Here is a 12,355-nt window from a genome sequence, read left to right on the forward strand (position 1 = left end):
ATGATTACGTATGACAAGGTGATGACAGGGCGTGACACAAAGCCTTTCGCTCACTAAATTCAAAAAATGGAGTGTTCTATGAGCATGCAAGATATAGCATTTGCTGCAAAACAATTAAGCCGAAGCCACCATAGTGGTGTGTTAGGAACCCATTCCACGTCAATGCCAGGCTATCCCTTTGGCTCAGTAGTGCCTTATTACCTCACTCCTGCTGGTGATGCCATTATTTATATTAGTGATATTGCACTGCATACACGCAATATAAAAGCGAACGATAAAGTCAGCCTAACCATATTTGATGCCGGTGAAGACGACTCCCAAGCGAATGGGCGTGTGACCATTATGGGTAACGCAGAAATTGCTAATTCTGTTGAAGTAAAAGCCCAATATCTTCGATTGTTTCCGCAAGCTAAAGGCTATGAGAAAACACACGATTTTAATTTTTACGCTATTCGGGCCGAACGGGTGCGTTTTATAGGCGGTTTTGGAAAAATCCATTGGATAGATAAAGCACATTGGCAGGTGGGTGAACAAGAGTGGCATGGGTCACCTGAGGGCATGATCACCCATATGAATGAAGACCATCAAGATGCCATGCAGCTTATTTTACAGCATAAAGTAGGGGTGACGGTTGAGCATCCCATCATGCATAGTGCGTTTCCTGAAGGTATCCATTGTGGGAGTGAAGAGGCAACATGGTTCATCCCATTTGAAACAACCTGTGAAACTTCTACCGATGTGAGAAAAGCATTAGTGAAACTCACTAATGATGCGCGGGGCGCCTTGAATGTGCCCAAAGCGAGTTAACTAAACCATATTCTATAGTGCACGCTGTAACGTTAATATTCAGTATTAAAAACCTCGTTATTAACGTTGCAGCTCTAGCTTTTCAACTTGAGCCTTCCGACATAAGTCTCTTCGCTTTAACGCTCAGCGTTAATAGTCCGCTTTTTGACTAGGCCAGTACAGTGAATAAGCCAATACAAAAGCTAGCCCAAAGAGCCAAATTTCTGGCTAATCTCTTCAAGTGTCAATGACTACACTGACTTAATATCTTCTCTTCACTGATAGCGTCCACAGATAAGTATATTCACCATACTCGCTTGTGTGAATAAAATGTAAACTTATCCTATTTTACTACGTGAAAGGATATGAAAGCGCTTACATAAAATGCTACACTCGGCGTCTTACAAAGTAGTCCGGCCCAATTGGTAGCGATTTATCTTTCGACAGAAATGCACAATATAGTCGCTTATAATGGGCTCTTAAAACGGCCTCTTTAAGTAGCCTCTTAAATTGTGTGTTAACGAAGGTTGGTCTCTACGCATTTTTACACACTCCCTTGGGAGTATGTTTGCCTATTCACCTAGGCTTACCGCGGGCGGCGCTGATATATTAATTCGAATAAGGTTTGGTACACATGGATATTCTAGCCCAATCAGGCTCTCCCTTTATGCAATCAGATTTCACCATTGGTGTGGCTACATCGTCGTTTCAAATTGAAGGCGATGCAGAAAATCGAGAGCCGAGTATTTGGGATACCTTTTGTAATACGCCAGGCAAGATTGCTGATAACAGTCATGGGCTAGTTGCATGTGATCATGTCAATCGGTTAGAAGAAGATTTGGCTATTATTGATTCGTTAAATGTAGACGCGTATCGATTTTCTATCAGCTGGCCTCGTATTATCAAAAAAGACGGGTCGGTGAATCAACAAGGTCTCGATTTCTACTTAGCTTTACTAGCGAAGTTAAAGCAAAACAACATAAAGCCTTACGTCACGCTATATCACTGGGATTTACCTCAGTATCTAGAAGATGATGGCGGCTGGTTAAATAGAGATACGGCCTACGCCTTTGAAAAATATGTAGATGTAGTAAGCAAAGCATTCGGCGACAAGGTTTTCTCCTATGCCACCTTAAACGAACCATTTTGTAGTGCCTATTTGGGTTACGAAATAGGCATGCATGCCCCTGGCTTGGTGGGCAAAGAATACGGTAAAAAAGCAATACACCATTTGCTATTAGCTCATGGTTTGGCCATGCGGGTATTGCGCAAAAATGCACCAAATATAGAATCGGGTGTGGTGCTCAACTTTACGCCTTTCTATGCTAACTCTTCTGATGAAAAAGACATCCGTGCTACAAAACTGGCTCATGACCATCACAATGATTGGTATATAAAGCCTTTAATGCATGGGTGTTATCCAGCACTAATCGATGAAATACCTGCCGCGCATCGCCCCGATATACACGCTGGGGATATGGATATTATTGCCGAAAAAATAGATTACTTAGGTGTTAATTACTACACTCGGGCAAAAGTTACTGATGATGGCTCTGAAGACCCTTGTCAGCTGCCAGCCCCAGAGGGAAGCGAAACTACTGCAATGGGCTGGGAAGTTTACCCGCAAGGACTAACAGACTTATTGTTACAACTGCACAATGACTATAGTTTGCCGCCGCTGATTATCACCGAAAATGGGCTAGCCAGTGATGATACATTAGCGCCAGATGGCACCGTGAACGACGAGCAACGCATTCGATACTTAACTACCCATTTGAAAGCGGTTGCTGATGCCATTGAAGCTGGGGTGAATATAACCGGCTATTTTGTGTGGAGCTTGTTAGATAACTTTGAATGGTCGCTTGGTTACGAAAAGCGCTTCGGCATTGTTTACGTCGACTACCAAACACAACAACGTACGTTAAAAGCCAGCGCATTAAAGCTTCAACAATTACTTGGAAAAAGACAAGATAGTATAAAGAAACCTGGCGAAGTAAATGCAACCGAGCAAATCACTGCCGAGTAAATAGGTGTGAAAAGTAAAAAATAATAACGATAACGGTGAAGCCAATGGTAAGTGCAAAGGAAAAAATTGCCTACGGGTTAGGCGATACGGCAAGCAATTTTATATTTCAAACTGTCATGCTGTTTTTGACATTTTATTATACTGACGTTGTTGGAATATCTGCAGCAGCAGTAGGTAGCATGTTCTTACTGGTACGGGTATTTGATGCCGTCACCGACCCCTTGATGGGCTCGCTAGCGGATAGAACCAAAACCCGATGGGGCGCCTATCGGCCTTATTTGTTATGGCTAGCCTTACCTTTTGCGCTATGCAGCGTGCTGGCGTTTACCTCGCCAGAATGGCTTACCGAAGACGGTAAGCTCTATTATGCATTTATCACTTATGCCTTGTTGATGATCATGTATACCGCCATCAACATTCCTTATTCTGCATTAGGCGGCGTGTTAAGTGCCGACGCCTCAGAACGAGTATCAATACAATCTTACCGGTTTGTTTTCGCTATGGGCGGCGGTTTGCTGGTGACGTCGTTTATGCTGCCATTAGTTGATTACCTAGGTGATGGCAACGAAGCCCTAGGGTATCAGCGGGCCATGATAGTCATGAGTGCGGTAGGCATGGTGTTATTTTTACTCTGTTTTGCTGGCACCAAAGAGCGTGTTAAGCCTGCGAATGAAACTCCCGCACCTTATAAAACTCAGTTAGCCGCTATCTGGCAGAACGATCAGTGCCGTGTACTTTGCGTAGTGGCCATTGTGCTATTAACTGGCATGGTCATGCGTAATACCTTAGCGCTGTACTACGTGAAATACGTATTGCAGCGTCCTGAATCGGCAACGCTGTTTGTAACTGCTGGTATGGTGGGCAGTATTATTGGGTGTGCATTGGCCAATCCGGTCACCAAACGATTCTGTAAAATTAAGGTATACACGTGGCTTCAACTTGCCAGCGCCGCTGTGTGCCTTGTCAACTTTTTTGTACCTTATAACGCATGGTTCGCGGCTATTGCATTGCACTTTCTGTGGGGGCTTTTGTTGCAAATGGCTACGCCATTGCTGTGGGCAAAAATAGCTGACGTGGTGGATTATGGTGAAGACAAAACCGGCCTTCGCATGACAGGGTTAACCTATTCAACTGTGGTGTTCTTTATTAAAGTTGGGTTGGCCTTAGGGGGAGCATTAGCTGGCTGGCTATTGGCATCAGTTAATTATCAACCTGATTCATTTTCACCGGATGTGGCTAAAGGTATAGTGGCGTTATTTTGTATTGGGCCCGCAATTGCATCAATAGGTGTTGCGATTATTATGCGCTGGTATACATTAGATAATCAAAAAATGACGGCAATTCAGCAGCGACTTGGATTGGCCGCCAGCGATGCGTAGCTCGCACCGTAATTTATAAGTTCGCACAGCAAGGATATCGCAGCGCGTACGCGCGCCGTTAATGCTCTATGGTAACAATTAAGCAAGTCAGTGAATTAGCCGGCGTGTCGTCAGCTACCGTATCTCGGGTTATCAACGACACAGATACCGTAAAAGAAAAAACCCGCCAACAAGTGCTTGATGCCATGGAGAAGCTTGGTTATCGACACAATGTAATAGCGGCTTCTCTTGCATCTAATAAAACTCACACCGTTGGGTATGTTGTACCTGAATTACATGGTTCATTCTTTGGCGCTATGATGGCTGGCTCGGAAAAAATCCTTAGGCAAGCCAAAAAGCATATGTTTGTGGTCACCGGGCACAGTGACGAAGCGTTAGAGAAAAAAGAGATTGAAGCCTTATTAAGCCGTCGCTGCGACGCGCTTATTTTGCACGTTGAAGCGGTAAGTGACGATTACCTTATCGACCTTGCCAGCCAAGATGTTCCTATTGTTGTTGTGAATCGTTACATAGAAGCTATTGGCGAAAAATGTATTAGCCTAGACAACGTTTTAGGCGGGTACTTAGCCACTAAACACCTTATCGATTTGGGTCATACCCAAATTGCCTATGCAGCTGGTGCATTGTTTAAAGCTGATGGTATTAACCGTTTAACCGGGCATAAAAAAGCTTTAGAAGAAGCAAGGTTTCATTTTGATGAAGACACCGTTGCAGAAGGTAATTTCCAAGCCTTTTCAGGCGAAAAATGTGTTGATGAATTGCTAGAAAGAAATGTGAATTTCAGCGCCATAGCCTGTGCTAATGATGAAATGGCATCAGGTGCTATTAATGCGCTTAGAAAGCACGGGAAACGGGTACCAGAAGACATATCCGTGATTGGCTTCGATAATGTTGATTTTGCGAGTTATTTAACCCCAAAACTCACCACCGTTAATTACCCTGTACGTGATATTGGTGCCATGGCTGCCCGCTGGATTTTAAATCAAGCGTACGGAGATTCGAAAATGACCATGGAACACATTCTATCCCCCAAATTAATTATCAGAGGTACCACGAGAGAGTGTGAGTAAATTCATCCGACGACGAAGGATGACCTGTCACTTTTTTCTGTTATTCTAAATCAAATTCTAATAATAAATCGGTAACTCTATGTTCGTTTCTCGCAGTAAGTACTTAGAAAAAGAGTCTCAAGCCTCTAAACTTGAAGGTCGCTATCAAGCTGCTTTGGATAAAATATCTGCATTGGAATCTGAAAATGCACAGCTAAACCAGCAAGTTGCCGATTTAACTCAAGCTGCTAAACACAAACAAGATGACGTGGTTACTCGTTGCTTGGTTAACGCTTTCAATCAAGTTGAAGGAATTAGAGAAACCGTCTTAGGCTCCTACCAAAAAATTAGTTCCGAAAACCAATCCATATCAGATATCAATGTATTGTTTGAAGAGTCTTCTCAGGTACTAAGTAAAATCGTGAAAGACATGAGTGGCTTAAATACCCAAATGGTAAGCATGAGCGAGCGTATTTCAGGGTTATCCACAACGGCAGATAATATTAATAAATTTGTTTCTACCATTACCAGTATATCCGACCAAACCAACCTACTGGCATTAAATGCTGCGATTGAAGCTGCTCGAGCGGGTGATGCTGGCCGTGGCTTCAGCGTAGTGGCCGATGAAGTGCGTGCATTGGCGACAGAAACGAATAAATCTGCCACCGAAGTATCTGAATTAGTTAATGATATTATTCAGTCTACGGCTAAAGCGGTTTCGGGCGTTAACGAACTCAGAGGTAATAACGAAGAGTTGGAAGAGGGAATTAGTACTCTTAATAGCGGTTATGAAACCATGGTTTCTCACTGCGACAGCATGAAATCTACAATAAGTGAAGGATCGCTAACTGCCTTTATTCAAACCGTTAAGCTCGATCATGTGGTGTGGAAATCGGATATTTACGCGGTTTTATTTGGTTATAGCGATAAAAAAGCAAATGAATTTGCTGATCATGCAAGTTGCAGATTAGGCCTGTGGTACAGCGAAAATAAGGGTACTAGTATTGGTAAATCTGCCGCCTTTAGGGAATTAGAAACACCTCATGCTGCAGTTCATCGTGCAGGTGTTGCGGCTATCAGTGCAAAAGTCGAGGGCGATACTTATACGTTGGAATCTAAAATCACTGAGATGGAACGGGCAAGTGAAAAAGTGATGATTTTACTAGATAGAATATCTAGCTAACCGTCGTCTTTGTAGAGTTTTAGTTTTTTCATCTTTTAACCCTGAGTTTTACGCGTTTCCCTTGTTGCTTCTTACAGATGAAATTTATTTCTTTTACTACTTTAGTATGCATTTTGGCAGCAATGTTCTACGCTTCTAAATACTAGCTAGGAATAGATTTTTTCCTACCCACTGTTTTTAAAGCCGCTATTTTAATGGATGTTATTAGTGAAGAAAAACCAATCTTTCACTCAGCGTGAATACAAATTTCCACCCCATTATCGCCTGATATCTTCTACCGATAAACGTGGCGTTATACGCCATTGTAATGATGAGTTCGTAGAGGCTAGCGGTTATGAAAGGGAGGATCTAATCGGTAAAAACCACAACGTCATTAGGCATCCCGATATGCCATCTAGCGTATTTAAGGAAATGTGGCGTACACTTGAGTCTGGAGATAGTTGGGTAGGGCTGGTTAAAAATCGTAGAGAAAATGGTGATCATTATTGGGTATCGGCATTTGTAACACCTATTTACGAAGAAGGTTCAGTCGTTGGCTACGAGTCGGTAAGAGTGCCCGCTACAGACGAAAAAATTGCGCGAGCATCGGCTATGTATGAAAGGCTTTCTGCCGGCAAACCACCAATACCTTTTTCTACAAAACTTAGCCAAGCAGTCTCGCCAATGTTACCTACGATAGTAGTCAGTTTATTATTGCTGGTGGCAATTGGGTTCACTGGGGGTTTAATACCACTGGGCATTACGTTTGTTGCACTAACCATTATGACATGTTGGCAGTGGGCTAAGAATCGAAGTTATTGGCAGAAGTTTCTTTTGCTTAGCCCCGCAAGCTACAGTAATGGGTTAGTTGCCCAAACCTACTATGACGATGTTGACTACATTGCCCAAGCCAAGCTTGCTTTAGGGTGCGAACTAGCTCGTACCCGCACCGCACTAGCGCGTATTCAAGATGCGTCGAATGAATTAGAAGATATATCTGGTACAACACATAGCCAGGCACAGCTAACGAGCAAAACCATTATTCAGCAAAATCTTGCTACCCAGCAAATAGCCACCGCAATAACTCAAATGAGTCAGGCTATTCAGGAAGTCGCTGAACGGGTTGAAAGCAATGCGATGAGTGCTAAAACCGCCGCTACCAACGTACAGATGGGGAACGACAAGGCCGAAGAAGCGATGCAGGCCATACTGTCGCTCAAAAGTGCGGTAGAATCTATTTCAGATACCGTTACAGAGCTTGCTCAATCGACCAGTGATATTGGTGAGGCAGCGAGCATCATTTCTAGCATTGCCGATCAAACCAACCTTCTTGCGTTAAATGCAGCGATAGAAGCCGCACGTGCTGGCGAGCAAGGTAGAGGCTTTGCCGTTGTAGCTGACGAGGTACGCACTCTCGCATCTAAAACCCGAGTATCTACTGATAAAATTCACAACATTATTCAAGAACTTGTTGATAGAACAGAACGCGCGGTAAGAGTGTCGTCGGAAGGCTTGGTTTCAGCAGAACATGGCAGTGCCATTGTGGAAGAAACCAGAGGCGCGCTACAAGAAATTAATAATGCGGTTAGTGGTATAGCCTCTGCCACGGTTGAAATGTCTTCAGCGGTTGAACAGCAAAGCACTGTGGCCGAACATATAAACCAGCAACTTGTTGATGTCTCTGCTAGCGCAGAAGAAACTCAAAAATCGTCTGAAGCATCGCTTAAAGTAAGCCATGACCTACGTGATACGGTTAACCAAGTGAATGGCTTAATTACGCGCTTTAATACAGATAAGCGAACGAGTTAACTATTATTTAATCATGTTACAGCGTAACGGCTCTTATGTAGAACGTGCTTCATGTGAAGCTGGTTCTACATCAAGGTTGCCGCGCTTCAACCTATACGTTTTAGCCTATCCGTTGGCTTTAAGCTTTACGACTTCGGCGGTTTCATCCTCCAACACGCTTTGCGCAGTCGCGCCTTTAAATATTTTACTCACCTTTTCCTTATTCTTAGACAGCATAATAGTGAGTTCTTCAATAAGGCTATCATCAATACCTAAGCCTTTTGCTTGAATATATTCAGCGAGGTTATCAGCAGCGTCCAGCATCTTATCGTATTGGTCTGCTTCTTTTTTATCGGTAGTTACCAATTTTTCTACCCCTTTGTGCGTAACAACATACTGTGTGGTAATGGCCATGGTAGGTCCCCTTAAATAAATAGACAACAAAACTGTACATTATATAACTGGATAAATAAACAGTATTTGCAGTTTTTTGATTTTATTTTTCTACAACTTAAGTATAGTGACCAAGTACGCTTAGATATATTTTAAGAACGTACGTTGGAAAACAGCTTTCACATCGCCACGTCTATATTCAAAAATTTACCGGCTTCGTTCACATTGGTTACCGTTTTTAGCTAACAACACAGCCACGAAGAACAGTAAATTTATCACTAGGCACAAGAATCTTTCTTGCTAGAGCGTGAAATCGAGTGCCGAAAATCGGCGTGATTTAGGTGACTTAGATACGAAGAGGATGTAATGAATTCTTCCATTGAGCGAGATATTCGCACTATTCAATCGATAGAAGCTGTTCCACATATAATGAAAATGTTGTCCGATGTGACTGGCCTTCGCTTTATTTGTGTCGCCCGCGTAACAGAAGATAATTGGACCATGTGCGCTGTGCTCGACCAGGTAAACTTTAATTTAATACCTGGCGATGAACTCGATATCAAAACTACCTTCTGTAACCAAGTTAGAAAATCCACTAAAGCAATAATGATTGAGCACGCTAAAGAAGATACCGTATATCGCGAAAGCGAAATACCTATCATGTATGGCTTCGAGAGTTACTTTTCTTACCCCATTTACAATAAAAACGGTGACTTTTTCGGTACGCTTTGTGGCTTAGATCCGCTTCCAACCATTTTGAAAACAGAGAAAATCAAAAACCAAATTAAGTCTTTTGCTGAATTGATTTCAAGACAAATGGAAGTTGATGATCGCCTAACGGCAGCTGAAACTAATTTAGTTAGTGAACAAGCTTCAGCAAAACTGCGTGAACAATACATTGCCATTTTAGGGCATGATTTAAGAACGCCTTTGTCAGCGCTAAAAATGGGCGTAGATTTCTTAGTAGATCATGTAAGCGATGCAACATCGCAAAAAGTACTGACCCGAATGGACAATAGTGCAAAGCGCATGACCCGACTTATTAGCGACGTGATGGATTTTACGCACGGGCAAATGGGGAAGGGAATTCAATTAAATGTTAAGCCACTGAGTCATTTAGATGAAGTACTGCTGCACACAGTATCTGAGCTAGCTAGCCTACATTTTGAGCGAGACATACAAGCAGATATTAATATAACGGGCACGTTTGCCTGTGATGCAGAGCGTGTTAGTCAATTACTCTCTAATTTGCTGATTAACGCCATTGTGCACGGTGACAGCACCAAACCTATAAATGTCATAGCAAAGGTTCAAGAAAGTATCCTTTGTTTGAGTGTCGCTAACGGCGGTACGCCAATTGGTTCAGATATGATTGATAAACTGTTTCACCCTTTTTGGCGAGACGAAAAAAACAAACAGACTGGTGGTTTGGGGTTAGGTTTATTTATTGCGTCTCAAATTGCGGAAGCACACCGTGGCACATTAATGGTTTGCTCTGACGAAAATGAAACGAAATTTACCTTTGAAGCAAGGTTATTATAGCAAAGCGTGCCGCTTTGCTATTTTTAACCCTTTAGATTTCTACTTTTCAAAATAAGCTTATCTTGCTCAATTCCTAGGTTTTTTGCCCTTCATCTAAGTACCAAGTATTTATCCGATGATTAATGCTTGTACAAAACTTGGCGTATGCGTATAATGCGCGCCCTTACAGCCACCCTAACTAGGTTCCTTGTCTCTATACAGTCTGGCTGTACTGTCGAGGCTACAACCGTAAGGAGCAATAATGCGTCATTACGAAATCGTATTTATGGTTCACCCTGATCAGAGTGAACAAGTACCTGGTATGATCGAACGTTATACCACTATTCTTAAGCAAAACGATGGTCAGATTCATCGTTTAGAAGATTGGGGCCGTCGTCAATTGGCATACCCAATTGAAAAGCTGCACAAAGCCCACTATGTATTGATCAATGCTGAAGCGACTGCTGAAGCTGTTGACGAGCTGGAAAATGCTTTCCGCTACAACGACGTTATCTTACGTAACATGGTAATGCGCACTAAAAACGCTGTAACCGAGCCTTCTCCTATGACTAAAGAAGAGCGTCGTGAGCGTCGTGACGATTCTGCACCTCGTACAGAGCGCGCAGAAAGAAGACCTGAATCCACTGAAGATAACGCTTAAGGAGATCACCCATGGCTCGTTTTTTCAGACGTCGTAAATTCTGCCGTTTCACTGCAGATGGTGTGACTGAAATCGATTATAAAGATATCGCTACTCTTAAGAATTATATCACAGAGAGCGGTAAGATTGTCCCTAGCCGTATCACTGGTACAAGCGCAAAATATCAGCGTCAGCTGTCTTCTGCGATTAAGCGCGCACGTTTTCTTGCGTTGCTTCCGTACACTGATTCACACAAGTAATTTGGCGTAATTAAGGGGTAGTTAAGATGAACATCATCCTACTAGATAAAGTCGCCAATCTTGGCGGTCTGGGCGACCAAGTAGCTGTTAAAGCTGGTTACGCTCGTAATTTCCTGTTTCCACAGGGTAAAGCAGTTCCTGCAACTAAAGCGAACGTTGAAAAGTTTGAAGCACGTCGTGCTGAACTTGAAGCGAAAATCGCTGAGCAGCTTGATGCTGCTAATGCACGTGCTGAAAAACTAAATGAACTTGCAGAAGTAACTCTTGCGGCGCCAGCTGGCGACGAAGGTAAACTTTTCGGTTCTATCGGTACGCGTGACATTGCTGATGCAATCACTGCAGCTGGTGTTGAAGTAGCTAAAGCGGAAGTTAAACTTCCTACTGGCACACTTCGCGACACTGGCGAATATGACATCGACTTACAACTTCATTCTGATGTAACCACTTCTATTAAAGTGATCATCATTGCTGAAGCATAAGCGCTGACGTATACGAAAAAACCGCTCTTATGAGCGGTTTTTTTATGTCTAAAATTTTTTATAGGCTGAAGTTTCCCGTTTTAGTATTTAAACGCTACTTTTCATGCTTCTTCACAATACGGGCGCACTTTTCACGCCATTCATCATCAATAGTCGTTAAATTTACCAGCTTAGCGGCCAACGCGGCATCGGTTTTAGTATGTGCGCATTGCATGAGAGTTTGTACATTAACGGTGTTCTCATCTCTACTCACAAGCTCTACCGTATCGCCCACGTTAATCACACCAGTTTCTAATACGCGATAGTACCATCCGGTAATGCCTCGCTCGCCTACAAACCTATCTAGGTTTGGAATATTGAAGCGCTGGGATATTTTACTGCATGGTGCTCTGGGTGCACTAACTTGCAATACAACTTCACCGAACTTCCATACGTCACCAATATACACGGTGGCGTCATCCATGCCATCTACACTAATGTTTTCACCAATAGTGCCAGGCGCAAATTCGCCGTCTGGAAAATGCTTTCGTAATGTGAAGTAATGAAGGGGGCTAAATTGATGCAAAACCTTTTCAGGGCCGCCATGAAGTTTTTTATTAGACTGTTGATCTTCATCGGTGGAATCAAGGTGAACCGTTAGCTGCGTAACGGCGCTTTTTACAATACTACTTGGTGCGCCGCGTGGACCAAGCGGATGGGGCTGGCCTGCGAATAACGCGTCAACTTTTAAGGGTGAAGGCATACAAACTCCAAAAATAAGTTTTGCTAATTTAAACCTTTATCACATAGGGTACGACTAACCTTTCAACAATAACAAGACGGTAAGCCGAAAATGTCGAAAAAAGTGGTTTACAGGAAAACAATGAGATTGT

General features: G+C 42.9%; 12 protein-coding genes. 10 read left to right on the top strand and 2 right to left on the bottom strand.

What is annotated here, in order from left to right; translation table 11 throughout:
• The first annotated feature begins 78 nt into the window (after positions 1-78).
• The 6 genes from Q4561_RS15715 to Q4561_RS15740 all read left to right on the top strand — a co-directional run bounded on the left by Q4561_RS15715 (position 79) and on the right by Q4561_RS15740 (position 8,211).
• On the top strand, positions 79-807 hold the full coding sequence (locus Q4561_RS15715; protein ID WP_303461878.1) for a HugZ family protein: 729 nt from the start codon (positions 79-81) through the stop codon (positions 805-807).
• Between the two features lie 613 nt (positions 808-1,420).
• Positions 1,421-2,812 (top strand): GH1 family beta-glucosidase, encoded by a 1,392-nt coding sequence (locus tag Q4561_RS15720; RefSeq protein ID WP_303461880.1) that lies wholly within the window; start codon positions 1,421-1,423, stop codon positions 2,810-2,812.
• A gap of 44 nt (positions 2,813-2,856) precedes the next feature.
• Positions 2,857-4,191, top strand: coding sequence for a glycoside-pentoside-hexuronide (GPH):cation symporter (locus tag Q4561_RS15725; protein WP_303461882.1), 1,335 nt, complete (start codon positions 2,857-2,859; stop codon positions 4,189-4,191).
• Between the two features lie 68 nt (positions 4,192-4,259).
• Positions 4,260-5,261 (top strand): LacI family DNA-binding transcriptional regulator, encoded by a 1,002-nt coding sequence (locus Q4561_RS15730; RefSeq protein ID WP_303461884.1) that lies wholly within the window; start codon positions 4,260-4,262, stop codon positions 5,259-5,261.
• Positions 5,262-5,340: 79 nt separating this feature from the next.
• Positions 5,341-6,423 (top strand): methyl-accepting chemotaxis protein, encoded by a 1,083-nt coding sequence (locus Q4561_RS15735; protein WP_303461886.1) that lies wholly within the window; start codon positions 5,341-5,343, stop codon positions 6,421-6,423.
• A 207-nt stretch (positions 6,424-6,630) separates the two neighbouring features.
• On the top strand, positions 6,631-8,211 hold the full coding sequence (locus Q4561_RS15740) for a PAS domain-containing methyl-accepting chemotaxis protein (protein ID WP_303461888.1): 1,581 nt from the start codon (positions 6,631-6,633) through the stop codon (positions 8,209-8,211).
• A 105-nt stretch (positions 8,212-8,316) separates the two neighbouring features.
• Here Q4561_RS15740 and Q4561_RS15745 read toward each other — a convergent pair whose 3' ends face one another.
• Entirely contained in the window at positions 8,317-8,604 is a 288-nt protein-coding gene (locus tag Q4561_RS15745; protein WP_303461889.1) for a YebG family protein, read from the bottom strand.
• Positions 8,605-8,949: 345 nt separating this feature from the next.
• Between Q4561_RS15745 and Q4561_RS15750 the strand changes: the two genes are divergently transcribed.
• The 4 genes from Q4561_RS15750 to rplI all read left to right on the top strand — a co-directional run bounded on the left by Q4561_RS15750 (position 8,950) and on the right by rplI (position 11,483).
• On the top strand, positions 8,950-10,125 hold the full coding sequence (locus tag Q4561_RS15750; RefSeq protein ID WP_303461891.1) for a sensor histidine kinase KdpD: 1,176 nt from the start codon (positions 8,950-8,952) through the stop codon (positions 10,123-10,125).
• A gap of 241 nt (positions 10,126-10,366) precedes the next feature.
• Complete coding sequence (gene rpsF, locus Q4561_RS15755; RefSeq protein WP_013786398.1) at positions 10,367-10,765, top strand: 30S ribosomal protein S6; 399 nt, start codon at positions 10,367-10,369, stop codon at positions 10,763-10,765.
• 11 nt (positions 10,766-10,776) lie between these two features.
• On the top strand, positions 10,777-11,004 hold the full coding sequence (gene rpsR, locus Q4561_RS15760; protein WP_013786397.1) for a 30S ribosomal protein S18: 228 nt from the start codon (positions 10,777-10,779) through the stop codon (positions 11,002-11,004).
• 26 nt (positions 11,005-11,030) lie between these two features.
• Positions 11,031-11,483, top strand: a complete 453-nt coding sequence (rplI, locus tag Q4561_RS15765; RefSeq protein ID WP_013786396.1) for a 50S ribosomal protein L9 — start codon at positions 11,031-11,033, stop codon at positions 11,481-11,483.
• A gap of 94 nt (positions 11,484-11,577) precedes the next feature.
• Here rplI and Q4561_RS15770 read toward each other — a convergent pair whose 3' ends face one another.
• Positions 11,578-12,225 (bottom strand): MOSC domain-containing protein, encoded by a 648-nt coding sequence (locus tag Q4561_RS15770; RefSeq protein ID WP_303461893.1) that lies wholly within the window; start codon positions 12,223-12,225, stop codon positions 11,578-11,580.
• Positions 12,226-12,355 lie beyond the last annotated feature (130 nt).

The organism is Alteromonas sp. 1_MG-2023 (genome assembly GCF_030547075.1).
Lineage (GTDB): Bacteria > Pseudomonadota > Gammaproteobacteria > Enterobacterales > Alteromonadaceae > Alteromonas.

Excerpts from the sequence above, each read along its gene's own strand:
- rpsR (WP_013786397.1), top strand. The coding sequence starts at position 10,777 with ATGGCTCGTTTTTTCAGACGTCGTAAATTCTGCCGTTTCACTGCAGAT.
- Q4561_RS15720 (WP_303461880.1), top strand. The coding sequence starts at position 1,421 with ATGGATATTCTAGCCCAATCAGGCTCTCCCTTTATGCAATCAGATTTC.
- Q4561_RS15770 (WP_303461893.1), bottom strand. The coding sequence starts at position 12,225 with ATGCCTTCACCCTTAAAAGTTGACGCGTTATTCGCAGGCCAGCCCCAT.
- rplI (WP_013786396.1), top strand. The coding sequence starts at position 11,031 with ATGAACATCATCCTACTAGATAAAGTCGCCAATCTTGGCGGTCTGGGC.
- rpsF (WP_013786398.1), top strand. The coding sequence starts at position 10,367 with ATGCGTCATTACGAAATCGTATTTATGGTTCACCCTGATCAGAGTGAA.
- Q4561_RS15745 (WP_303461889.1), bottom strand. The coding sequence starts at position 8,604 with ATGGCCATTACCACACAGTATGTTGTTACGCACAAAGGGGTAGAAAAA.
- Q4561_RS15735 (WP_303461886.1), top strand. The coding sequence starts at position 5,341 with ATGTTCGTTTCTCGCAGTAAGTACTTAGAAAAAGAGTCTCAAGCCTCT.
- Q4561_RS15750 (WP_303461891.1), top strand. The coding sequence starts at position 8,950 with ATGAATTCTTCCATTGAGCGAGATATTCGCACTATTCAATCGATAGAA.
- Q4561_RS15725 (WP_303461882.1), top strand. The coding sequence starts at position 2,857 with ATGGTAAGTGCAAAGGAAAAAATTGCCTACGGGTTAGGCGATACGGCA.
- Q4561_RS15730 (WP_303461884.1), top strand. The coding sequence starts at position 4,260 with ATGGTAACAATTAAGCAAGTCAGTGAATTAGCCGGCGTGTCGTCAGCT.
- Q4561_RS15715 (WP_303461878.1), top strand. The coding sequence starts at position 79 with ATGAGCATGCAAGATATAGCATTTGCTGCAAAACAATTAAGCCGAAGC.